The organism is Roseixanthobacter pseudopolyaromaticivorans (assembly GCF_043195145.2).
GTDB lineage: Bacteria > Pseudomonadota > Alphaproteobacteria > Rhizobiales > Xanthobacteraceae > NCEH01.
Genome location: NZ_CM195539.1, coordinates 2462171 through 2485027, shown reverse-complemented (window position 1 = coordinate 2485027; position 22857 = coordinate 2462171). Strand labels below are relative to the sequence as shown.

Genomic DNA, 22857 nt, shown 5'->3' with positions numbered 1-22857 from the left:
TTCCGTCATGTCCCGCATTGCCTATGTGAATGGCCGCTATCTGCCCCACCGCGACGCCTTCGTGCATGTGGAGGATCGCGGCTATCAGTTCGCCGACGGTGTGTATGAAGTCTGCGAAGTGCGCGGGGGCAAATTGATCGACGAACGCCGGCATCTCGACCGGCTCGACCGCTCGCTGAAGGAATTGCGCATTGCCGCCCCCATGTCGCGCGGCGCGCTTTCCACCGTGCTGCGCGAGACCGTGCGGCGCAATCTCGTGCGCGACGGGCTGGTCTATCTCCAGGTGACGCGCGGCGTCTCCCGGCGCGACCATGGCTTTCCCGCCGCCAGCGTGCCGCCGAGCATCGTGGTGACCGCTCGCTCGGCCAATTTTGCCAAGAACGACGCGACCGCCGCCGCCGGGATGAAGGTGATCTCGCTGCCGGAGAGCCGCTGGGACCGGGTGGACATCAAGAGCGTCGGCCTTCTGCCCAATGTGCTGGCCAAGCAGGCGGCGCGCGAGGCGGGCGCCGGAGAGGCCTGGTTCGTGGACGCGCAGGGCTTCGTGACGGAGGGTGCTTCCACCAATGCCTGGATCCTGACGCAGGACGGCGTGCTCGTGACCCGTCCGGCGGAGCACGGCATCCTGCGCGGCATCACTCGCACCGTGCTCATGGATGTCGCGGCGGAAATGCAGCTCAAGGTTGAGGAGCGGGCGTTTACCCTGGACGAAGCAAAGGCCGCCAAGGAGGCATTCGTTTCCTCGGCCACCTCCCTCATCATGCCGGTGATTGCCATCGACGGAACCCCGGTCGGCACTGGTGCCGTGGGCCCTGTGGCCCGCAATCTGAGGAGCGAATTCCACAAATTCGCCGAGGCCTCCGCTTGATGCAGCACAATATCCTGATGCTGCGGGGCAAAAATTGCAGTTGCACCGATTTTTCGCTGTGCCATCCTAGGCTGCTAACTCCCGCCCTTCGATCGCTGCTTCGCGTCGGGTAGGGCGGGGCAACGCCGAAAGAAACGGATACGAAAATGGCGGCGGAACGGACACAAAATCTGCAGGACACATTCCTCAATCACGTCCGCAAGAACAAGACTCCCCTCACGATCTTCCTGGTGAATGGGGTAAAGTTGCAAGGTGTGGTGACGTGGTTCGACAATTTCTGCGTCTTGCTGCGGCGCGATGGCCACTCTCAGCTTGTCTACAAGCACGCGATTTCGACCATCATGCCCGGTCATCCCGTGCAATTGTTTGACCCGACCGACGAGGTCGCGGCGGAGAAGGCGTAACGATACGTGGAGCATAAGGACGAACGGAGCGCGCCGAAGGTCGGGGCAAGAAGCGTCGAACGCCAGGCCCCGCCCACACGGTGCGCAGTGATCACGCCGTTTTCATCAAATCGGGCCCGTTGGACGCAGAAGGGCGCGGCGCACGAGCGCCGTTCTCCCGAAGCGCGGCTCGACGAGGCGGTGGGCCTCGCCATGGCCATCGATCTGGAGGTGGTCTATCGCGGCCTCGTGCCCTTGGCCGAGGTGAAGCCCGCCACCTATCTCGGCTCCGGTAAGGTGGAAGAGATCGCTGGAATCGTCCAGGCGGAAGAGATCGGCCTCGTGTTCTTCGATGCCGCGCTCTCCCCCGTGCAGCAGCGCAATCTGGAAAAGGCGTGGTCCACCAAGGTGGTGGACCGCACCGCCCTGATCCTGGAGATCTTCGGCAGCCGCGCCCGCACGAAGGAAGGCACGCTTCAGGTGGAACTCGCCCACCTGAACTACCAGCGCTCGCGCCTCGTGCGGTCCTGGACCCATCTGGAGCGCCAGCGCGGCGGCTTCGGCTTCCTGGGTGGTCCCGGTGAAACCCAGATCGAGGCCGACCGCCGGCAGATCGGCGAACGCATCATCCGCATCGAGCGCGACCTTGAGCAGGTGAAGCGCACCCGCGCGCTGCACCGCACAAGCCGCAAGCGCGTGCCCTATCCCGTGGTTGCATTGGTTGGCTATACCAATGCGGGTAAGTCCACATTGTTCAACCGTCTTACCCGTTCCGAGGTGATGGCGCAGGACCTGCTGTTCGCAACCCTTGATCCGACCTTGCGCGCAGTGGACCTGCCCCATGGCACGCGGATCATCCTGTCTGACACCGTGGGCTTCATCTCGGATCTGCCGACCCAATTGGTGGCGGCGTTCCGCGCCACGCTGGAAGAGGTGATCGAGGCCGACGTCATCCTGCACGTGCGGGACGTCTCCCACCCCGACAGCCAGGCCCAGGCGGACGACGTGAAGGACGTGCTCACGGATCTCGGCATTGATATCGAGGCCAGCGGGCGCGTGCTGGAAGTGTGGAACAAGATCGACCTGCTTTCGCAGGAAGCCCGCGAGGCGATGGAGAACACCGCCGTGCGGACCGACCTCGCGGAGCGGCCGATCCTGGTTTCCGCCCTCACCGGCGCCGGCACGTCCGATCTGCTGGATGTGGTGGAACGCCAGATCACCGCCGGCCGTGTGACACTGGACGTGACGGTGGCGGCCGACGATGGCGAAGGCCAGGGCTGGCTCTATCGCCATGGCGAGGTGTTGGAGCGCCGCACCGACGCGGACGGCGTGATGCATTTCGCGTTGCGCATCCTGCCCGAGCGCGCGCCCCTGGTGACGCGCCGGTTCGGCGCGGAGCGCGTCCACCAGATGTGAATGGAGGCGCGCGGCGGCGGCCAAGCCGGAAGCGGCCGCGCGCGGGCGAAGCCACCGGGATGAGCAGAGACGACGTGCCGGACGAAGCCGAGGTCTTGAAGGTGCGCCTGCGCCAGGACCTTCGCGACGCAATGGTCGCCCGAGAGCCGGTTCGCGTGCGCGTGCTGCGCCTGCTCGTGAGTGCACTCGACAATGCCCAGGCCGTGCCGGTCGCTTCGGAGCATAAAAGCTATGTGGTGCGCGCGTTCGGGGACCCTTCGGTGGAAGTGCCCCGGCTGTCGCTGACTCCCGATGCGGTCAGGCGCCTTCTTGCATCCGAAATCGCCGCGCGGGATGCGGCGGCTGCGGAGCTAGCGGGCGTTGGCCGGTTGGAGCAGGCGGACGTGCTTCATCAAGAGGCGCGGATTATCGGCGCCTATCTCGGGTAGAATGCGGGCGGGATACCGCTAGCTCCCGCACCGCGCTCATTCCCCGCGCTCGACGCCCTTCGCCGCCACCCAGAAGGCCTCCATTTCGTCCAGGCTGGCCTGTTTCGGCGCGCGTCCCGTCTCGGCGAGCCGGTCTTCCACGAAGGCGAAGCGGCGGGAGAATTTCTCGTTGGTGCCGCGCAGGGCCGCTTCCGGGTCCACGCCGGCATGGCGCGCGAGATTCACTACAGCGAATAGAAGATCGCCGATCTCGTCCTTGATGGCCTCCGGGCCGCCGGCCTCCAGTGCCTCGGAAACCTCGTCCGTCTCTTCCCGGATCTTGGCCAGCACCTGAAGCGCATCGTTCCAGTCGAAGCCGACGCGGCCGGCCTTTTCCTGCAGCTTCAGGGCGCGGGTCAGCGCCGGCAGGCCCACCGGCACGCCGTCGAGCGTGCGTCCGCCATCCTCCGCGGGAAGGCCGGCGGCGGCGCGGCGCTGGGCGCGCTCGGCTTTTTCCTGCGCCTTGATCTCCGCCCACAGGCCCTTCACCGCCTGGGGGGTGAGGTCGCGCACATTGCCGAACACATGGGGATGGCGGCGGATGAGCTTGGAGGTGATGGCCTCGACCACATCGCCGAGATCGAACAGGCCCCGCTCTTGGCCGAGCCGCGAGTGGAACACCACCTGAAACAGCAGGTCGCCCAGTTCGTCCGGCAGGTCGGCCATGTCGTTGCGGGCGATGGCGTCCGCCACCTCATAGGCCTCCTCGATGGTATAGGGGGCGATAGTGGAGAAGTCCTGCTCCAGGTCCCACGGGCAGCCGGTGCCCGGCGTGCGCAGCGCGGCCATGATCTCCACGAGGCGGGCAAGATCGCGGGAAGGCTGCATCGGGGGTCTCCGGGCAAGGGCGCCGCAGGGCGGCGTCGGGGGCAAGGGCGCCGCATGGCGGCAGCGGGCAGGTGGGACTATCATCACGGCGGGTTTGCCGCGAATGCGGGTCTGCCGAGGATAAAGCATGAGTTCCCTCTCAACCGAAAGCGTGGCCGCGCCTGTACCGTCCGAGGATGACACGGGCATTCGTCCCGGAGAGATCGCGGTCGCGCTGCCGCCGGCTTTCGATGCCGGGCTGTATTTCATCGGCCGCATCCGCACGCCCTGGGCGCGGCGGGAGGATTGCCCCAAGCGCGGCAGCGAGGATGGCCCCATCTGCCGGCTGGAGATCGACCCGCGCTGGGAAGCCGCGCTCGAAGGCGTCGGGCGCGAGCCGCGCCTCCAGGTGCTCTATTTCATGGATCAGGCCCGGCGCGATCTGGTGTTGCAGATGCCCCGACGCGCCAGCGCAGCTTCCGGCACCTTTGCCCTGCGCTCGCCGGTGCGGCCGAACCCCATCGCCTCCTCGGTGGTGCTGTTCGTCGCCCGCGAAGACCTGAGCGTGCTGGTGCGCGGGCTCGATTGCATCGACGGCACGCCGCTGGTGGATCTCAAGCCGCAATATTGTACCCTGGCGCACGATGTGACTTAACGTCATGTCGCGTCCGCACGCTTGAGCTTTCATGAGGTTTCCCTTGAGCACATCCACCGGCCTTTCCTTCGGCGCGACCCCTGCGGATGGCGCGCCGCCGGCGGAAGAGGGGCTGATCTACAGTTTCCGGCCGCGCCTGATCGGCTCCGGCTCGCGGTTCCGCCTGGATGGCGAGACGCTGCATTGGGCGGTCGGTGCGCGGTCCGGCGCGCTGCATCTGCGCGACGTGGTGCGGGTCCGGCTCAGCTATCATCCCGGCCAATTGGCTTCGCCCAATTATGAGACCGTGATCCACGGCAGGGCGGGGGAAAAGCTCACCATCGGCTCGCTCTCGCGCACCTCCATCACCAATGTGGACGACCATCGCAAGGCCTATGCCGCCTTCATCGCCGCCCTGCACGGCGCGCTGCGGCCTTATGCGAGTGGCATCGTGTTCGATGGTGGCCTGCCGCCCTGGCGCTGGTGGCTCATGAGCGGGCTGGCGGGCGTCACGGCTTTGGGGCTGCTTGCGGTGCTGGCGAGCGCGCTCGGCAATGCCGACTGGACGGTCGGCGCCCTGATCCTGGTGCTGTGTCCGCTGCTGGCATGGCCGCTCGCGGAGATGCTGTGGCGCAACCAGCCAGCGCCCTATTCGCCCTCGGCCTTGCCGGCGCGCCTGCTGCCGAGCTGAGGGCGAACCTCTTCTTCCTGCGCCTTTTTCATCAGCCCCGCCGCCACGTCTGCGACGCGGGGTGCGGGCAAGGCGGTGAAAGGCAGGGGGCGGGTCACCGCGATCGCGGCCAGGCCCAGCCGCGCCGTGAGCAGGCCGTTCACCACCCCTTCGCCGAGCCGTGCCGAGAGGCGCGCAGCAATGCCCGAGCCCACCAATTCCTGCACCAGCGTGTCGCCCGCCGCCATGCCGCCGGTCACGGCGAGATGGCTGAGCACATGGCGCACCAGCCGCAGCATGCCGAGCGCGCCGGGGCGTCCGCCATAGAGTTCAGCCAGCCGGCGGATCAGCACGAAGGCGCTGTAGAGCACGAACAAAAGGTCCACCACCGCGCGCGGTGAAACGGCGGTCACCACCGACACCCGCTTGGCCGTGTCGGAAACCAGCTGGCGCGCCCGTGCGTCGAGCGGCGCCATCAGCGTGCGCTCGGTGAGCCGCACCAGATCCGCCCCGTCGATGATCTCCCCAAGATGGGAGGAGAGATCGCCCCGGGCGCGGGCGAGCGCGGGCATCTCCTTGGCGATTCCGAGCAGATCGTGCGTCACGGCCTCGGCCAGCGGCCGGTCATCGGTGGCGAGCGCGAGCACAGCCCGTTCGCGAATGGAATCCAGACTGGAAAAGCGCATCAGCCCGGCGACCTCGCGGCCGATGATGGCGAGCACGCTCACCGCCAGCAGGCCCGCCAGCGCCAAGCCGAGATAGCCGAGCGCCTGCGTCTGCGCGAACAAATCCTCGATCAGCCGCGTCACCGCAAGGCCGATGCCGAGGCTCGCGAGCCCGCCGAGCGCGGTCCAGAACACGGCGCCGAGCGAAAAACCCCGGCGCCGCGCGGGCGGGGCGGGCGCGACGATCTCGTCCGCTTCTTCGATAGGCGCCGGCGCCTCAGTCACCACGATGCCGGCCTCGTCCAGGCGGAACACCTGGGGGCGGGTATTTTCGGGCCGGTGCCGATCGTTGCGCGGGTCTGCCATGAAGACGTCTGATCTCAGCTCAGCCGGTCGCCCAATAGGAACTGGAGCGCGCGGTCGAGGCGTATATGGGGCAGCGGGCCGGCCGGGCCAATGCCGGCCGGCGGGCGGAAGCGCAGGAAGCGGAAATCCGCCTCGCTGTCCGGCCCGCTCGCAAGCCCGCGAAAGGCGGCGCCGTCAGCGGCGAACAGGGCATCGGGATTGGCCGGCAATTCGCCGGGAAACAGCGCCACCTCCTCGCTGCCATCAAACACCTGTCCGCCGGCTTCCTGCCCGGCCTCGGGCGTGCCGATGATGGCGGCGATGTTGCGCCCGCCCTTGGAGACCTCGGCCTCGCGGGTGGCGCGGATCGCCGCGAGCGCGGCGACATCGATGCGCGCCCCGCCTTCCTGGGCGCGGGCCAGCGCGCGCTCCACGAGCCGCCGCAGAATGGCTTCCAGGCGGTCGTGGCTGGCGCGGTGGAGATGGTCGGCCTTGGTGGCGGCGAACAGCACCTTCTCGATGCGCGGGCGCAGCAGGGCGCTGACCAGTGTGTTCCGGCCCACGCGGAACGCCACCAGGATCGAATCCAGCGCGCGCTCCAGGTCCGCCAGGGCGGCAGGCCCGGCGTTGAGCGCGGACAGCGCATCCACCAGCACGATCTGCCGGTCGAGCCGGGCGAAATGATCGCGGAAGAAGGGGCGCACCACCGCGCTTTTGTAGGATTGGAACCGCCGCTCCATCATGGCGCCGAGCGAGCCCGCGGGCAGCGTCGCGCCGTCCTGAAGATCGAGCGGGGCGAAGGTGAGGGCCGGGGAGCCTTCCAGATCGCCGGGCATGAGGAAGCGGCCCGGCGGCAGCAGGCTCATGCCCACCCGCTCGCCCCGGCAGGCGGCGAGATAGGCGGTGAAGATGGCCGCAAGCTCCCGCGCCACGCTCTCGTCGGCCGGCGCGGCCGGCGTGTGCGCGCCAAGCGCCGCCAGCAGCGCCCCGGCATAGGGCAGGCGTGCCGGCGCGCGGGCCAGCTCCAGCGCCTGTCGGCAGAAATCGGCATAGCTCATGTCGAGCAGCGGCAGGTCCAGCAGCCATTCGCCGGGATAATCCACGAGATCGAGCGTGAGGCGCCGCATGCCGCCCCGGACGGGGGCATAGGACACCTCCAGCCGCAGCTCGCTGATGCGGGTGGTGGAGGAGGGCCAGTCGCGCGCGCTCGCAAGGCTGGCCAGATGGTCCTCATAGGGAAAACGCGGCACCGCGTCGTCCGGCTGGGGCGCGAGGCGCGCGCCGGCGATGCGGCCGGCGTTCATGGCCTCAAACACCGGCAGGCGGCCGCCGCGCATCAGCGCATGCACGAGCGCCGTGGTGAAGATGGTCTTGCCCGAGCGCGCAAGCCCGGTGACCCCCAGGCGCAAGGTCGGATGGGCGAGATCCTCGAACCGGTCCGCGACCGCGCGCAGGCCGATCCAGGCTTCATCCAGCAGGCCCATGGCCAAGGGTCACATCTCCAGCATGAGCGAGCGCGGCGTCACGAAGCGGTCGAGCCGCCCGGTCTGCGGGGTCACCTCGGCCCAATCGTCGATGGGCAGGTCGATGATGGCCAGCGCGCCGGTGGGAAATTTCTCCGCCATCTGGCTGCGGGTCGCCGCCGGGCCCTGGTCGGTCAGCACGTCGGCGATGTCCTCCAGCCCGGGATTGTGGCCCACCAGCATCAGCGACTGAACCTCGCGCGGCTGCTCGCGCAGCACGGTCAGGATGCGTGTGACGCCGGCTTCGTAGAGGCGCGGCTCGCTCTGCACCGCGACGGTGGAGGGCAGGGCGGGGGCCACCAATTCCCAGGTCTCGCGGGTGCGCCGGGCCGGGGACACGAGTACCCGGTCGGGCACCAGGTCCTGCGCCGCCATATAAGAGCCGATCATCGGCGCCGCCGCCCGCCCGCGCTGGGCCAGCGGCCGCTCGGGATCGACAATGCCCGCAGGCCAATCGGATTTCGCGTGGCGAAGCAGAATGAGGCGGCGCATGGACCATCCGAGGCGTGGCGAGGATTCGCACCTTATCATGCGGGGTCCCCTGGTGCAGTGCGGCGAACCGCCGATATGCCGAAGCGGGGGCCGCCGCGCCCGGCGCCGACCCTGAGCGCGCGTAGCGATAGGTATCAAGCTAGGGCGAGACTTTTCCCGATAACCTGAATATTCTTTGTCCCGTCGCGCTGATGAGCGGCTGGGGGCCGAGCTCGATGATCTTCCCTGGGCTAGTCGAGGCTGTCCGCGTTCGCCCATGGCTGTCCTACCTTTTGGCCGCAACGCTCAGCGTTCTGGCCCTGCTGGTGCGCTTCGCGACGGGCGATTTCCTCGCCGGCTATCCCTTCATCACCTTCATTCCGGTGGTGTTTCTCGCAGCGTTTCTGGGCGGATTTGGGCCGGGCCTGCTGGCGGCCGTGCTCGGCGGGCTGCTGGTGGCCTATTACATCGTCACGCCGCAGGATGGCTTGGGGCTCGACTGGCCCTCCGGCTATGTGGGGATGCTGTTCTATGCCCTGACCTCCCTGCTGATCATCTCCGTGACCGGCAGCCTGCTCGCCGCAGTCCAGCGGCAGAAGGCGAGCGACGAGGCCCTGCGCCGCCTGAATGCGGAGCTGGAGACGCGGATTGCCGAGCGCACCGCCGAACTGCAGGCCGAGATGACCGAGCGATTCGTCGCCGAAGCGCAGATCCGCCAGATGCAGAAAACCGAGGCCATCGGCCAGCTGACCGGGGGCATTGCCCACGATTTCAACAATATGCTCGCGATCGTCATCGGCTCGCTGGACATCGCGCGGCGCCGGCTGACGGGCGAAGAGCACGATCTGGTGCGGACCTGCCTCGACAATGCCATGGAGGGTGCGCAGCGGGCCGCGGCGCTGACCCAGCGGCTGCTCGCCTTTTCACGCCAACAGCCGCTGGAGCCCCAGCCGGTGGATGCCAACAAGCTGGTCGGCGGCATGTCGGAGCTGCTCCGGCGCACCCTTGGCGAAACCATTCGGGTGGAGACCGTACTGGCGGGCGGCCTCTGGCGCTCGTTCGCCGATCCCGCGCAATTGGAAAATGCCATCGTCAATCTGGCGGTAAATGCGCGCGACGCCATGCCCGACGGGGGCCGGCTGACCATCGAGACCGCCAATTCCGACCTGGACGAGCGCTATGCCCGCAATCATGCCGAGGTGGCGGCCGGGCAATATGTTTTGGTGAGCGTCACCGACACCGGCACCGGCATGAGCCCGCACGTGATCGAGCGGGCATTCGATCCCTTTTACACCACCAAGGGCGTCGGTCGTGGCACCGGCCTCGGGCTCAGCCAGGTGTACGGTTTCGTCAAGCAGTCCGGCGGCCATGTGAAGATCTATTCGGAGGTCGGCCAGGGCACCACGGTGAAGCTCTACCTGCCGCGTCATGTGGGGGAGGCGGCCAGGATCGAACGCGGGGAAAGCGGCGAAGGGCAGCCGCCGCTGGGCCGTCCGGAGATCACAATCCTGGTGGTGGAGGACGAGGAGAACGTGCGCCACATGAGCGTCGATGCCCTGCGGGAGCTTGGCTACACCGTGGTGCAGGCCAGCAGCGGCAATCAGGCCCTGGAGCAACTGGTCCTGCAACCGCGCATCGACCTGCTGTTCACCGACATCGTCATGCCCGACATGACCGGCCGGCAGCTGGCGGAGCAAGCGGCCGCCGCGCGCGCGGGGCTGAAGGTGCTCTACACCACCGGCTACACCCGCAATGCCGTGGTGCATAACGGCATTCTGGACCGGGGCGTGGCCTTTCTTCCGAAGCCCTTCTCGCTCGACCAGCTGGCCCGCAAGGTGGACGACGTGCTGGCCGACCGTGGCGCCAACCGGCCCTGACCCCCCGTCCGCGAACGGCACGCCCGTCGCGAATTCGGTATAATAAAACCAATGTCGGCAACGGCGCGTGGCGAATCTCGGTTTGCGGTTTCTTGATACCGTGAAACGCCCAATGCCCCCTTGGACCTAACGCACGGCGATGCTACGCCTTACTCTTGCTGGATTTGTGACACCCTCTCGCCCACATTGAAGGGTGCCGCCGACACCGGCGTTCAACAACGGGATTGGGGCTCCATGACCCTTTCGCCACGATGAACACGAACGTGCGCGCCACCGGGCCCGGCATCGCCTCGGCCGAGCCGTTGCCCGTCGTGCGGGGCGACCTCGATTGCGATGTCTGCGTCATCGGCGACGGCGTGCCGGGGCTTTGGATCGCGCTCGTCCTCGCCCTGCGCGGCCGAACCGTCGTGTTGCTGGAGACGAAGGCCCCGGAGGCCGGGCGCCAGGAAAGCGTCATCACCTCCGGCCTCGATCTCACCGCCAAGGATCTGTGTGCGCGTGCCGACCGGGACCGGGCGCGCGAATTGTATGATCTCTCGACCGGGGCGACCCGTAGCGCCTTGCGGCTGCTGGATGTGCTGCGCCTCGAGCAGACCGGGGAGGGCGAATTGCTGGTGCCCGGCCCGGCCGGTCTCGCAGATTTGTTGGACGAGGCCGCCGCCCGCGACGTGCTCGGGCTCCCCGAACTGGCCCGCGTGGGCGAGGCGGATCTGTTCGATCTCATCGGCACCGATGTCTATTCCGGCGCCCTGTTCGACCCGGACGCACGGCGCTTCGACGTGGGCCCCCTGGCTTCGCTGCTGGGCGCGGCGGCGGTGGCGGCCGGCGTCCGGCGATTCCCGCGCACGCCGGTCGAGAGCGTCGATCTCGACGGCGTGCGCAAATATATCCAGCTCGCCACCGGGCGGGTGCGGGCGGACCACGCCATCTTCTGCGCCACGCGCGGGCTCGGCCGGGTGGCGCCCTGGCTTGCCCGTGCGGTCTATCCCGCAACCTTCGTTACCGGCAGTTTCCACGTCTCCGGGGGCGGCTATGGCGGCCCGGCGGTGCGCGAGACCGGCGCGCGGCCGGTGCGCTTCGCCCTTGATGGCGGGCACCTCACCTTCACCGCGCCCACCGCCACCTATCAGGGCCGGGAGGTCGCCGCCGCCTGCGCCCTGCGGCGGCAGGCCGGTGCCCTCTATCCGCGCCTCGCTTCCGCCATGGTGGGCCATGCCTTCGGCTGGCGCGCCGCGCGCGCCCCCTCCGGCCTTCCGCTGATCGGCAGCTATCGGCCGGGCGTGTGGTATGCCCTTGCCCTGGGGCAGGACCCGCTGGCCAATATCAGCCTCGCCGCCGATCTGATCGGCGACGCCATCGTGGACCGCGACGACCGCATCACCCTGTTCGGGGTCCCGCCGCTGCCATCGACCTGGGGGATGCTCGGCGCCGGCGTGCGTTGGACGAATTATTGGACCGGCCGGCTCGCGGACCGGGGAGAGCGGCGCCGCGCCCGCGTCGCGGACCGCCAGGAAGTCAGCACGGTAGAATTCTCCAGTGCATGACGAATCATTCGGGTTTCATTGACCTTATCCGCAACGAAAGAGCGCCGAACTCCGGCGAGAAGCGCAATAACTGCGGCGGAGTGACATATTTGGCACCAAAGAATGGAGGCTGCCCGGTAGGGTAGACTTTGGGATTCCTAACTGGGTGGACTATGGCCGAGCTGCGCCTTCTCTCTCTCGTAACGCTCTGTGCCACCGGCCTTTCCTTCGCCGCGACCAGCCCGGCCGCCGCGGCCGATGTTGCTCCCGTCACGATCTTCGGCGCTCCGTCCCAGCCGAAGGAAGATTGGTATGTGACCATCGGCGGGTCCGGCAACATTGTACCTCAATATCCCGGAAGCGAAACCTACGAACTGCGCCCCGGCTTCATTTTCAGCCTAGAAAAGGCGAGTGAACTCAACACGTTCCACAGTGTGGACGACAATCCCTCTGTCGCCTTCTTCGACACCGGCAAGTTCCGTATCGGCGCCGTGGGGCGGATCGACTGGGGCCGGGACGAGGACAGTTCGGACCGCCTGACCGGCCTTGGAAACCTGGACCCCTCGCTGGAAGTGGGCGGCTATTCCGAATGGTATCCTGTTGACTGGCTGCGCCTGCGCGGTGAGCTGCGGTATGGTTTCGGCGGTTATGAGGGATGGGTCGGCGATCTCGGCGCGGACGTGATTATTCCTTACGAATCCTGGCGTTTCGCCATCGGCCCCCGCCTCGCCTTCGGCTCCTCCGCCTTTCAGAATGCGTATTTTGGTGTGACGCCGTTCCAGTCCTTGAGCGCGAATTTCCTCGGGAATCCGACCTCGGTCTATCAGGCCAGCAGCGGCCTTTACTCCTGGGGCGCGACCGCCCAGCTGAGCAAGAATTTCGGCAAAGGCTTCACTGCAGGCATATTTGGAACTTACGGCCGCCTCGTCGGAGACGCCGCCGATTCTCCGCTGACCCAGAGCTCCAATCAATTCATGGCAGGGGTCTCGCTCGCCTACACCTTCAACATTGGCAAGACCTGGTGGTGAACGACCGCCCACGCGCATGAGGCACATGCCTCGCCGCGGGCGGTATTAGACTGCAGTAAGGGAACGCGAAGTGCGTCGCTCGAGTTTGATCTCGGCGGATGCGTGTGTTGATGGCGGTTGTCGACGGGCGAGGTGGTGGATATAAGCGCGGCGACCCGGTGGGGATCAGCGACGCTGTATCGAGGACATTGCTGATGTCGGTCCAAATCGACCAGGACTATCGCCCCCGCGAGGACGAGCCCTTCATGAACGACCGCCAGCGGGAATATTTCCGGCTGAAGTTGTTGAATTGGAAGGAGGACATCCTGCGGGAGGCGCGTGAAACGCTGCAGCACCTTCAAGACGAGAACCAGAATCACCCCGACCTTGCGGACCGTGCCTCTTCCGAGACGGACCGTTCGATCGAGCTGCGGGCCCGCGACCGCCAGCGCAAGCTGATCTCCAAGATCGACGCTGCCCTTGGGCGGATCGAGGACGGGAGCTATGGCTATTGCGAAGACACAGGCGAGCCGATTTCCCTCAAGCGGTTGGAAGCCCGGCCCATCGCCACATTGTCGGTGGAGGCACAGGAGCGGCACGAGCGACGTGAGCGCGTGTATCGCGACGATTGAGCTGGTCGGCCGGTGACCGGAGGGATCCAGCTTCTCCGCGACGGCCGATTCCAGACAAAATAAAAGCCGGGCATCACGCCCGGCTTTTTCTTTAGTGCATCGTTTGCGTGGTCAGCGCTGCCCTGTACCGCGCCCAAGAAGATTGGCCATCTCCGCCTCCAAGTCCTCAAACGGGTCCTTCTCGGCTTCGACCTTGGGCTCCGGCGGGGCCTTTGCCTCGGCGACCGGCGGGGTCAATGCGGGTGCGTCGATAGAGACCATGCTGCCGGAATCCAGCGCGAACGGGTTGGCCACTTCGCTTTGGAACGCATCCGTCGCAGGTGTCGCCGGTGGTGTCGCGCGGGGCAGCACCCAGCGGCGGGGCGGGGCTGCTGGAGCGGCGGGTGCGAAAGCGGGCTTCGGCGGTTGCGCCGCCCCGCTTTCTGCCGGTCCCACGCCGATCGTAGGAGCGGGCACCGGCGCCTTGACTTTCAGGTCTCTCGGATCGACGGGGCGCGCCCGCACTTCCGGCGCCGGCGCAATCGGTGCGCGCGGCGGGTTGGGAGCGGGGGCATCCATTGCGATGGTGGGCAGATCGGCTGGCTCCACCACACGGGCGGCGGCGGGGCGGGCGGACACTTCCGGCGCGGGCGGTTCCACGACAGGCGCGGGCCTGACGGGCACCTGTTCCTGCGGGGGCTGGCCGCCTTCGGGACGCGGCTTGATGTTCGCCGTGCGAAACAGAGCGCCAAGCCCCCGTCGTGCCGGCGGAGCTTCTTCCGCAGGCGCGGGGACTGGATCCGCCGGAGCACCGGTGATTTCAGCTGCATCCGGGCCCAGCAGATCTTCAAGCGTCAGCGCGGGAATGATTTCAGCGGGCTTTGGTGTCGCACCAACAACTTCTGGAGCCACAGGGCGCACATTGGGCGGCGTAGCGACCGGCGGGGCGGTGGGGCGCTTCGGAGGGGTCTCGGCCAAGCGCGGCTCCGTGCGCTCGGCATCCGCCGCTCGGATGTCCTTTCCGAGCGTGAAAGTGGTTCCACGACGCGGCGCGGGCGGCTCGGTCTGCGCGGCAGCGGGAAGCGGAGCCGCGGACGGGGCGGCAGGCGCCTTGCGTTCAAATACGGGAGGCGCCATGGGCGGCGCGACCGGTGACGCAGGCTCGGGCATCACTTCGGGCACGATCGCTTCGCGCTCTGGCCGCGCCTCTTTCTCGGCGACCAGATCGGGCACCTTGCTTTCTTCAGCAGCGACAGTCGCCTGCGACCCGACGCTCACCTGAGGGGCAACGCCGGTTTCCGGGGCAAACTTCACTTCCGGCGCCTTAACGTCTGGTGCGGCTGCGATTTCAGGGGCGGGAGCAAGACGTGTTGCCGGGGAGGATGGCGCGGGTGCGGTTTGAGCCGTTTTGGCCGAATCGGCGTTCGGATCGAGCCGCTGCGGCCGTGCGAAGGACGGGCGCGGGGTGTCGGTGCGACGCGGCGCATCGATTGCGGGAACGGCCACGTCGGTGGTGCGGCGCGTGGGGATGGGGCGGCGGATTTCCGGCGGCGAAGCGGGAACGTCCAGTGCGGGGGGAGTGGCAGGGGCAGAAGCCGGCTCGCGCGCAACCGAAATTGCTGACGGCGCAGCCTCTTCCAGCTTGGCCAGGGCCGGCTCGGGAACGGCGGGGTCGACTGGCGCAGTCTCTGCCGGCGGCTTTGCGGCGCTGGGCGCCCCCAGCGGCCGACGCGGCGCTTGGCCATCCCGCGCGTAAATGGATTCGCGCGGGGGGCTCGCTTCGCGCGGCGGCAAGGCTTCACGAGAAGGGAAAGCCTCACGCGAAGGCAAAGCGTCCCGTGGCGGCAAGGTTTCACGGGGTGGCAGGGCTTCGCGGCCGTCGCGGGGCGCGAGGGTCTCACGCGCCTCGCGGGCCATAAGCGACTCCCGCGGCTCGCGCGGCGGCAGCGCTTGGGCGGCCTCGCGCCCGATGGCCGGTTCGCGCGGCACGGCCGGCTCGCGTGCCGGAGCGCGAGAGATCGCAGGCTCCACGACGATATCGGTGGACCCGCCAACCAGGAGCAGGTGCTCAACCTCATCGCGTCGCACCAGTACCAAGCGTCGGCGGGGATCTATGGTGACGCTGTCGAGGACCGCGAGGCGCGCCTGACGGGAGCGCGCCGTGCCGCTCCTGCCATCGCGCCCGAGGCGCCGGACAATAAACACGGTCAAGCCCAGCAGCACGCCGATCACCAGTAGGGCGATGGCCAAGCGCACGGGCAGATCGAGTTGCGCCCCAAACAAATTCTGCAACATCGTGTGTCCTCTTCGCTGCCCGTGCGATGTACCACGTCCCAGGCCCCCGCGCTCCTCGGCGAGCGGCCAGGCGCAGGAGCGCGCGCACGGTACAACATCAACTGGCGAACCAAGAAATTGTTGACGATCATGGCATGATTTCAACCAATGCCGTAACTTTGCGTTAATTTTCGCGGATTCGGAGCAGGTATGGCCGCGAAGAGCGTATCTGCGTGCATCGGAAGGACGTCTTCATGAGCACCGACGCGGGCGATGCGCGCTCGGGTTTGTCGAGCGGCGTGTTCAGCCGCAGATCGTCCGGACGTGAGCGGCTGGTGGTCGGTGGGGCGGCATTCGCCGGGGGCCTCCTTGTCGCCATTCTGCAGGGCAGCACGGGCGGCAGCGTCACGGCGGTCCTTGCGGGACTCGCGGCCATTGGCATCTTCGCCGTCGTCAGCGCGACCATGCGGGTGTGGAGCGGCACCGATAAGCGAAGCGACGAATTGGTGCAGGCTCTGCTCGCCAATATGAGCGACGCGGCGATTGTCGTTGAGGCCGGCGAACGCGTGTTGGCCGCCAATACGGCCTATCTCAATCTGAGCCGCAGCGCGGCCGGCCAGGTGCCGACGCCGGATCGCTTTCTCGGGCGCATTCCGGGCGGGCAGGCCATGGTAGGGCTGCTGCTGCGGAGTGCCGCCGACGGCATCCGGGGGATGCAAACCTTTCCCTTTGATGCCAACCCTGCGGGTCGGCGCCTGGTGGTTTCGGTGCAGCCGCTTGCCGGCGCCCGTCGCGCCCTATGGGTTCTGCATCTGGCGGGGGAGAGCATTCCCTCAGCACCCGCTGTAGCGCTGGAGGCGGGTGCGGGCCTCGCGCGCCCACTAGCAGCGCAGGTGATTGAACAGGTACCTGCGCCGGACGGCGTCGCCGCCCTTGCTGAAATCTGGGAAAAAGCACCGGTGGGCATGGTGCTGCTTTCCGCGTCCGGCGGGCGCCTCACGAACGCCACCTTGGCCCGCTGGCTGGGATACGGGCTCGCCGAGCTGGGCAGTGGGACATTGCCGTTCGCCGAACTCATTGCCCCGCAAAGCGCTGCGATCGCCAAGGCCGTGTTGGAACGTGGCCAGTCCGGACCGCGCGGCATCGACATCGATTTCGTACGCCAGGATGGCTCGATCGCGTCCGGCCGTGTCTGGATTGGGGGGCGAGCCGGGTCGGACAGCATAGCAGTGGTGATTCCGCGTGGCGACGCGGTGGCACTGTCGGCCGCGGAACGGCCGGCTGCGGCCCCTCCAGCCCGCATGTCCACGGTCGCGGACGGCTCGTTCTTCGCCCGTTCACCGCTCGCCATGGCCAATGTGGATGGGGCAGGCGCCGTACGTGAGGCAAACGGCAGCTTCTCCCGCCTGTTCGCCGGCAGCGACCGCGCGCTCGCGGGAGCCAAGCTCGTGCAACTCGTTGCCGAACGCGATGTCCCAGCGGTGGAAAACCTCGTGCGGGAGACGCTGACCGGCCAGGCGGGTGGTGCCCCGGTGGAGGTCGGCATCGCCGGGCAGGCGGGACGCTCGGCCCGCCTCTATGCGGCCGATCTTGGACCGGGCGGCGCCGGCGCGGCGATCTATGCGGTGGACACCACCGCCCAGCGTGCCCTTGAGGCGCAGTTCGCCCAATCGCAGAAGATGCAGGCCATCGGGCAACTGGCCGGCGGGGTGGCGCACGATTTCAACAATGTGCTGACCGCGATTCTGGGCTATTGCGACCTGCTCCTGGCCAACCACCGGCCGAGCGATCCGTCCTTTCCCGACATCATGCAGATCAAGCAGAACGCCAATCGCGCGGCGGGGCTGGTGCGCCAGCTCCTCGCCTTTTCGCGCCGGCAAACCCTGCGCCCCCAGGTGATCCAGCTCACCGATGTAATTTCCGATCTTTCCATGCTGTTGCGCCGCCTGATGGGCGAGAGCATCTCGCTGCAGGTGGAGCACGGGCGAGAGCTGTGGCCGATTCTCGTGGACGTGAATCAGTTCGAGCAGGTGATCGTGAATCTCGCGGTCAATGCGCGCGATGCCATGCCCTCGGGCGGCGTCGTGACCCTGCGCACTCTCAATGTTCCCGCCGCGGCCTGCGCTGCCTATGGCGACGCCAGCAGCCTTGTCCCCGCCGATTATGTGCTGGTCGAAGTGGGTGACACCGGCACCGGAATGCCTGCGGACATATTGGAGAAAATCTTCGAGCCGTTCTTCTCCACCAAGGACGTGGGGAAGGGCACCGGCCTTGGGCTCTCCACGGTCTATGGCATCGTCAAGCAGACGGGCGGGAGCGTGCTCGCCTCCAGCGAACTCGGCAAGGGCAGCCTGTTTCGTGTGTTCCTGCCACGCCATGAGGGGGGGGCGGAAGAGGTGCAAGCCCGGCCGATCGAGCCGGAAGCCAAGGTGCCCGATCTCACCGGCCAGGCATCGGTGCTGCTGGTGGAGGATGAGGACGCCGTGCGGGCCTTCGCCTCTCGCGCTTTAAGTGCGCGCGGCTACCGCGTCGTCGCGGCGGCAAACGGCGCCGAAGCCCTGGAGGCGATCGACCAGCCGGGTACCAGCTTCGACGTGGTGGTGTCCGACGTGGTGATGCCCGAGATGGACGGGCCGAGCCTGCTGCGCGAACTGCGTCGCCGCGATCCCAAGCTGAAGATCATTTTCATCTCCGGCTATGCGGAAGAGGCGTTCGCCAAGAATCTCCCCGAGGGGGAGCGTTTTGCCTTCTTGCCAAAGCCTTTCTCCCTGAAACAGCTGGTCGCCGCCGTGAAGGAAGCGACCCGCCCCTAACGGCACGCGGGCGTTTGAAAGGCTTTTTCCCCTGTCAAACTGTCGCAGCCTCACCTGAGCAGTGGAAAGCTCACAGATGTGTGCTGCGCTGCGTCAGGCCAATTGACGCCGCGGTACTGCACTGCAAACAGGCATCGGGACGGATATCGACACTTGGGTGCACGGAGATCTGCTGAAAGATCGGCTGCGCGGCGCGTTTTCCTGCCCCCACAACGGCCTTGAAGCGTTGCGGTGAAAATCGGCGACATACAAAAATTCGTGTGGCTTTTGTGGGATATGGGCGATGTCGTTCCGGCATGTCGGTGAGTTTGGATGGTTCTACACGCGTCAAAGGCAAGGTCGCACTTGCCACCCATCTGGCGCTGCGATAAGCCTCGCTCGTTTCGAACTCCTCCAACCGAGGCCGGCGCGGTAACGCTTCAAGCGGATCGCCCATGCGCCCCAAGGTGCGGATCATGAACCTGCTGCTCCAGGATTATCTCCCGGTCGTCATCTTCATAGGCGTGTCGGTGGTGATCGGCCTCGCCTTGCTGGTGTCACCCTTCATCGTGGCCTATAGCAGCCCGGATCCGGAGAAGCTTTCAGCCTACGAATGCGGCTTCAATGCGTTCGACGATGCCCGCATGACCTTCGACGTGCGGTTCTACCTCGTCTCCATCCTCTTCATCATCTTCGATCTGGAAGTGGCCTTCCTGTTCCCCTGGGCGATTTCGTTCGGCGGCCTCGGTGATCTCGGCTTCTGGTCCATGATGCTCTTCCTCGGCGTGCTGACCGTCGGGTTCATCTACGAATGGCGCAAGGGAGCACTCGAATGGGATTGACCCCTTCTGCGACGAAGCCGCTGGTGGCCCAGGCGCCGCGCGGCCTTGTCGATCCCAATACCGGCCGGCCCGTCGGCTCGGATGATCCCTTTTTCCAAGAGATCAATTCGGAGCTCGCCGACCGCGGCTTCCTGATGACCAATGTCGATGATCTCATCACCTGGGCGCGCACCGGCTCGCTCATGTGGATGACCTTCGGCCTTGCCTGCTGCGCCGTGGAGATGATGCAGGTTTCCATGCCGCGCTACGACGTGGAGCGCTTCGGCTTCGCGCCGCGCGCTTCGCCGCGGCAGTCGGATGTGATGATCGTCGCCGGCACGCTGACCAACAAGATGGCGCCTGCTCTGCGCAAGGTTTACGACCAGATGCCGGAGCCGCGTTACGTGATCTCCATGGGCAGCTGTGCCAATGGTGGTGGCTATTATCACTATTCTTATGCGGTAGTGCGCGGCTGCGACCGGATCGTGCCCGTGGACATCTATGTCCCCGGCTGCCCGCCGACCGCCGAAGCGCTGCTCTATGGCGTTCTTCTTCTGCAAAAGAAGATTCGCCGCATCGGAACCATCGAACGCTGAATCGCTGCACGCACGGCGACGGGAAGAGGCAGATGGACGAGACCTTGAAGGACCTCGCGGCTCACGTATCGGGCGCGCTCGGCGAAGCGGTCCGCGCGACGCACATCGCGTTCGGCGAACTGACCCTTGAAGTGGAGGGAGCGCAGATCGTGAAAGTCGCGACTTTCCTGCGCGACGATCCGACCTGCCTGTTCCACTGCATCGTGGATGTGTGCGGCGTGGATTATCCGGCGCGCGAGTTGCGATTCGAGGTCGTCTATCACCTGCTGTCGTTGAAGCATAACATGCGCATCCGCCTGAAGGTGCAGACCGACGAGGCGACCCCCGTTCCTTCCATTTGCGGTGTTTTCCCCGGCGCCAACTGGTTCGAGCGGGAAGCCTACGACATGTATGGCATCCTGTTCACCGGCCATCCCGAGTTGCGTCGGCTGCTGACCGATTACGGCTTTGACGGCTATCCCCTGCGCAAGGACTTCCCGCTCTCCGGCTTCGTCGAGGTGCGCTATGACGACGAAGCCAAGCGGGTGATCTACGAGCCGGTTCGCCTGCCGCAGGAATTCCGCAACTTCGATTTCCTCTCCCCCTGGGAAGGCGTCGAATATGTGCTGCCCGGCGACGAAAAGGCTGCTTCGCAGCCCGGCGCTCCGAAGGCGAGCTGAAGGAGCGCCCCATGGCCCATACTCTTGACTCGCCACGCCCCGGCGCCCCGGTCCGCAACTTCCAGATCAATTTCGGCCCGCAGCATCCGGCGGCCCACGGCGTGCTGCGCCTGGTGCTCGAGCTGAACGGCGAAGTCGTGGAACGCGTCGATCCGCATATCGGCCTGCTGCATCGGGGCACCGAAAAGCTGATCGAAGCCAAGACCTATCTCCAGGCCGTGCCCTATTTCGATCGGCTCGACTATTGCGCGCCGATGAACCAGGAGCATGCCTATTGCCTGGCGGTGGAGAAGCTTCTCGGGATCGAGGTTCCGATCCGCGGTCAGCTGATCCGCGTGCTGTATTCCGAAATCGGCCGCCTGCTCTCGCATATCCTGAACGTCACGACCTTTGCGATGGACGTGGGTGCGCTCACCCCGCCGCTGTGGGGCTTCGAGCAGCGCGAAAAGCTCATGATGTTCTATGAGCGCGCCTCCGGCAGCCGCATGCATGCGGCCTATTTCCGGCCGGGTGGGGTCCATCAGGACTTGCCGACCAAGCTGGTGGAAGACATCGGCGCTTTCTGCGATCCGTGCCTGCAGACGCTCGCCGACCTTGATGCCCTCGTTACCGGAAACCGCATCTTCAAGCAGCGCACGGTCGATATCGGCGTGGTCACGCTGGAGGAGGCACAGGCCTGGGGCTTTTCCGGCGTGATGGTGCGTGGCTCCGGCGCCGCCTGGGACCTACGCCGGGCGCAGCCTTATGAATGCTATTCCGAGCTGGATTTCGACATCCCCATCGGCAAGCACGGCGATTGCTATGATCGCTATGTGGTCCGCATGGAAGAGATGCGGCAGTCCATCAAGATCATGAAGCAGTGCGTGCAGCGCCTGTTGAAGGAGCCGGGTCCGGTCGCCACGGTGGACAACAAGGTGGTGCCTCCGAAGCGGGGCGAGATGAAGCGCTCGATGGAAGCGCTGATCCACCACTTCAAGCTCTATACCGAAGGCTATCACGTGACGGCCGGCGACGTGTACGCGGCGGTGGAAGCGCCCAAGGGCGAGTTCGGCGTCTATCTCGTCGCCGATGGCACCAATAAGCCCTATCGCTGCAAGATCCGCGCCCCCGGTTTTGCGCATCTTCAGGCGATGGATTTCTTGTGCCGCGGTTACATGCTTGCGGACGTTTCTGCGATCCTCGGCTCCCTTGACATCGTGTTCGGGGAGGTGGATCGGTGAAGGTTCTCCTGACCGCTTCCGCACTTCTTCCGCTGGCCTGCGGCCTTGGTGAAGCTGCCGATGCCAGCCGCGTGCCCACCACGCTTGATGTGGTGGTGCCCCTCGGTGCTCCGACGGAGCCGCCTAAGGCGATGGTGGTGCAGAAGCTCACCATGTTCAGCCTGCTGAACGGCGGCTGGCAGCCGGTGGACGCGGCGCTGATCCCCGAGAGCGGCATTCCCGGCACGCGGGGCAGTTTCGCCCATGCGGACGGGGCTGCGGTGAAGCTCTACAAGGATGGCGTCTACGCCTATTGCGGCATCGCCCAGGTGGGCGGCGCCTATAATGATTGTCACATTGTCAGCCCGGGAAGCCGCTGATGTCCGTCCGCCGCCTCGCAGCTGAGCAGCCCGCAAGCTTCGCCTTCACGGCGGAGAACGATGCCTGGGCCGATCGTCAGATTGCCAAATATCCCGAAGGCCGCCAGGCCAGCGCCGTGATTTCGCTCCTGTGGAAGGCGCAAGAACAGTGCGGCGGCTGGTTGCCGGAGCCCGCGATCCGCGTGGTCGCAGACCGGCTCGGCATGCCGAACATCCGGGTGCTGGAGATCGCCACCTTCTACACCATGTTCAACCTGGAACCGGTGGGGCGTCACTTCGTGCAGCTCTGCGGCACCACGCCCTGCATGCTGCGCGGCGCCAATGAGCTGAAAGAGGTCTGCCAGCGCAAGATCGGACCGGAGCGTCATGTTTCGGCCGATGGTGCGCTGTCCTGGCTGGAAGTGGAATGCCTCGGCGCCTGCGCCAACGCGCCCATGGTTCAGATCAATTACGATTATTTCGAGGACCTAAGCCCCGAGATCCTGGAGAAGATTCTGGATGATCTCGCCGCTGGCCGCCCGGTGAAGCCGGGCCCGCAGACGGGCCGCCAGTTCTCCGCGCCGGCCGGGGATCTCACCTCGCTCACCGATCCGCAGATCTATGAGCCTCGCGCCGCCGAAGCAGCCGTGGCAGCGGCCGACGAGCAGCCGGATTTGTTGCAGGCCGGCCGTCCGGGTGCGGCGGTGGAGACTCCGATCGATCCTGTCGGCATCGCGTCCGCCGCGCAGGAGAAGGTCGTGAACGGACAGCACGCCGGCGAAAAGCGGGAAGAGGTGGCGCGCGCCGCCCAGGAGAGCAGCCCCTCCGTGACGGGCTCAAAGCGCGAGGCGCCGAAGACCGGCACCGGCGTGCGCGATCCGGAGGAGTGA

The 22857-nt window shown here is 66.7% G+C and carries 23 protein-coding genes; 17 read left to right on the top strand and 6 right to left on the bottom strand.

Annotated features, from left to right (window positions below; all coding sequences use genetic code 11):
* The first annotated feature begins 7 nt into the window (after positions 1-7).
* From V5F68_RS11980 to V5F68_RS11965, 4 genes are all read left to right on the top strand, one after another.
* The gene (locus tag V5F68_RS11980) at positions 8-868 is read left to right on the top strand and encodes a D-amino-acid transaminase (protein ID WP_394014948.1); all 861 of its coding nucleotides are present in this window, start codon (positions 8-10) and stop codon (positions 866-868) included.
* 146 nt (positions 869-1014) lie between these two features.
* Positions 1015-1272: an RNA chaperone Hfq gene (gene hfq, locus V5F68_RS11975; protein WP_348844899.1), complete on the top strand. Its 258-nt coding sequence runs from the start codon at positions 1015-1017 to the stop codon at positions 1270-1272.
* Positions 1273-1278: 6 nt separating this feature from the next.
* Positions 1279-2667 (top strand): GTPase HflX, encoded by a 1389-nt coding sequence (hflX, locus tag V5F68_RS11970; protein WP_394014947.1) that lies wholly within the window; start codon positions 1279-1281, stop codon positions 2665-2667.
* A gap of 59 nt (positions 2668-2726) precedes the next feature.
* Positions 2727-3095, top strand: a complete 369-nt coding sequence (locus tag V5F68_RS11965; protein WP_394014946.1) for a hypothetical protein — start codon at positions 2727-2729, stop codon at positions 3093-3095.
* A gap of 36 nt (positions 3096-3131) precedes the next feature.
* On the opposite strand, the gene mazG is transcribed toward V5F68_RS11965, so the two are convergent.
* Positions 3132-3962, bottom strand: a complete 831-nt coding sequence (gene mazG / locus V5F68_RS11960) for a nucleoside triphosphate pyrophosphohydrolase (RefSeq protein ID WP_394014945.1) — start codon at positions 3960-3962, stop codon at positions 3132-3134.
* Between the two features lie 127 nt (positions 3963-4089).
* Between mazG and V5F68_RS11955 the strand changes: the two genes are divergently transcribed.
* Both V5F68_RS11955 and V5F68_RS11950 read left to right on the top strand, forming a co-directional pair.
* The gene (locus V5F68_RS11955; protein WP_394014944.1) at positions 4090-4596 is read left to right on the top strand and encodes an SAM-dependent methyltransferase; all 507 of its coding nucleotides are present in this window, start codon (positions 4090-4092) and stop codon (positions 4594-4596) included.
* 43 nt (positions 4597-4639) lie between these two features.
* On the top strand, positions 4640-5266 hold the full coding sequence (locus V5F68_RS11950; protein WP_394014943.1) for a hypothetical protein: 627 nt from the start codon (positions 4640-4642) through the stop codon (positions 5264-5266).
* Here the strand turns inward: V5F68_RS11950 and V5F68_RS11945 are convergent.
* From V5F68_RS11945 to V5F68_RS11935, 3 genes are read right to left on the bottom strand one after another with little or no spacing between them, the layout of a single operon-like run.
* Positions 5224-6276 (bottom strand): YcjF family protein, encoded by a 1053-nt coding sequence (locus V5F68_RS11945; RefSeq protein WP_394014942.1) that lies wholly within the window; start codon positions 6274-6276, stop codon positions 5224-5226. The genes V5F68_RS11950 and V5F68_RS11945 overlap by 43 nt on opposite strands.
* A gap of 14 nt (positions 6277-6290) precedes the next feature.
* Positions 6291-7739, bottom strand: coding sequence for a YcjX family GTP-binding protein (locus V5F68_RS11940; protein WP_394015172.1), 1449 nt, complete (start codon positions 7737-7739; stop codon positions 6291-6293).
* A 9-nt stretch (positions 7740-7748) separates the two neighbouring features.
* Positions 7749-8270: a SixA phosphatase family protein gene (locus V5F68_RS11935; RefSeq protein ID WP_394014941.1), complete on the bottom strand. Its 522-nt coding sequence runs from the start codon at positions 8268-8270 to the stop codon at positions 7749-7751.
* 215 nt (positions 8271-8485) lie between these two features.
* Between V5F68_RS11935 and V5F68_RS11930 the strand changes: the two genes are divergently transcribed.
* The 4 genes from V5F68_RS11930 to dksA all read left to right on the top strand — a co-directional run bounded on the left by V5F68_RS11930 (position 8486) and on the right by dksA (position 13288).
* Positions 8486-10126 (top strand): ATP-binding protein, encoded by a 1641-nt coding sequence (locus V5F68_RS11930; protein ID WP_394014940.1) that lies wholly within the window; start codon positions 8486-8488, stop codon positions 10124-10126.
* Between the two features lie 251 nt (positions 10127-10377).
* Positions 10378-11670, top strand: coding sequence for an NAD(P)/FAD-dependent oxidoreductase (locus V5F68_RS11925; RefSeq protein WP_394014939.1), 1293 nt, complete (start codon positions 10378-10380; stop codon positions 11668-11670).
* A gap of 152 nt (positions 11671-11822) precedes the next feature.
* The gene (locus V5F68_RS11920) at positions 11823-12677 is read left to right on the top strand and encodes a MipA/OmpV family protein (protein ID WP_394014938.1); all 855 of its coding nucleotides are present in this window, start codon (positions 11823-11825) and stop codon (positions 12675-12677) included.
* A 194-nt stretch (positions 12678-12871) separates the two neighbouring features.
* Positions 12872-13288, top strand: coding sequence for an RNA polymerase-binding protein DksA (dksA, locus tag V5F68_RS11915; RefSeq protein WP_348844909.1), 417 nt, complete (start codon positions 12872-12874; stop codon positions 13286-13288).
* Positions 13289-13399: 111 nt separating this feature from the next.
* Here dksA and V5F68_RS11910 read toward each other — a convergent pair whose 3' ends face one another.
* The gene (locus V5F68_RS11910; protein WP_394014937.1) at positions 13400-15562 is read right to left on the bottom strand and encodes a flagellar biosynthetic protein FliO; all 2163 of its coding nucleotides are present in this window, start codon (positions 15560-15562) and stop codon (positions 13400-13402) included.
* Positions 15563-15795: 233 nt separating this feature from the next.
* On the opposite strand from V5F68_RS11910, the gene V5F68_RS11905 reads away from it, so the two are divergent.
* Entirely contained in the window at positions 15796-18354 is a 2559-nt protein-coding gene (locus V5F68_RS11905; protein WP_394014936.1) for a response regulator, read from the top strand.
* Positions 18355-18424: 70 nt separating this feature from the next.
* On the opposite strand, the gene V5F68_RS11900 is transcribed toward V5F68_RS11905, so the two are convergent.
* On the bottom strand, positions 18425-18811 hold the full coding sequence (locus V5F68_RS11900; RefSeq protein ID WP_394014935.1) for a hypothetical protein: 387 nt from the start codon (positions 18809-18811) through the stop codon (positions 18425-18427).
* On the opposite strand from V5F68_RS11900, the gene V5F68_RS11895 reads away from it, so the two are divergent.
* The 6 genes from V5F68_RS11895 to nuoE are packed head-to-tail and all read left to right on the top strand — an operon-like array spanning position 18810 to position 22857.
* Positions 18810-19175, top strand: coding sequence for an NADH-quinone oxidoreductase subunit A (locus V5F68_RS11895; protein WP_348844913.1), 366 nt, complete (start codon positions 18810-18812; stop codon positions 19173-19175). The genes V5F68_RS11900 and V5F68_RS11895 overlap by 2 nt on opposite strands.
* A complete protein-coding gene (locus V5F68_RS11890; protein WP_394014934.1) occupies positions 19166-19750 on the top strand; it encodes a NuoB/complex I 20 kDa subunit family protein in 585 nt (194 codons plus the stop codon). The genes V5F68_RS11895 and V5F68_RS11890 overlap by 10 nt, the downstream gene beginning before the upstream one ends.
* A gap of 32 nt (positions 19751-19782) precedes the next feature.
* Positions 19783-20409, top strand: a complete 627-nt coding sequence (locus tag V5F68_RS11885) for an NADH-quinone oxidoreductase subunit C (protein WP_394014933.1) — start codon at positions 19783-19785, stop codon at positions 20407-20409.
* Positions 20410-20420: 11 nt separating this feature from the next.
* Positions 20421-21629: an NADH-quinone oxidoreductase subunit D gene (locus V5F68_RS11880; protein WP_394014932.1), complete on the top strand. Its 1209-nt coding sequence runs from the start codon at positions 20421-20423 to the stop codon at positions 21627-21629.
* Entirely contained in the window at positions 21626-21988 is a 363-nt protein-coding gene (locus V5F68_RS11875) for a hypothetical protein (RefSeq protein WP_394014931.1), read from the top strand. Before V5F68_RS11880 ends, V5F68_RS11875 begins: the two co-directional genes overlap by 4 nt.
* Complete coding sequence (gene nuoE / locus V5F68_RS11870; protein ID WP_394014930.1) at positions 21988-22857, top strand: NADH-quinone oxidoreductase subunit NuoE; 870 nt, start codon at positions 21988-21990, stop codon at positions 22855-22857. The genes V5F68_RS11875 and nuoE overlap by 1 nt, the downstream gene beginning before the upstream one ends.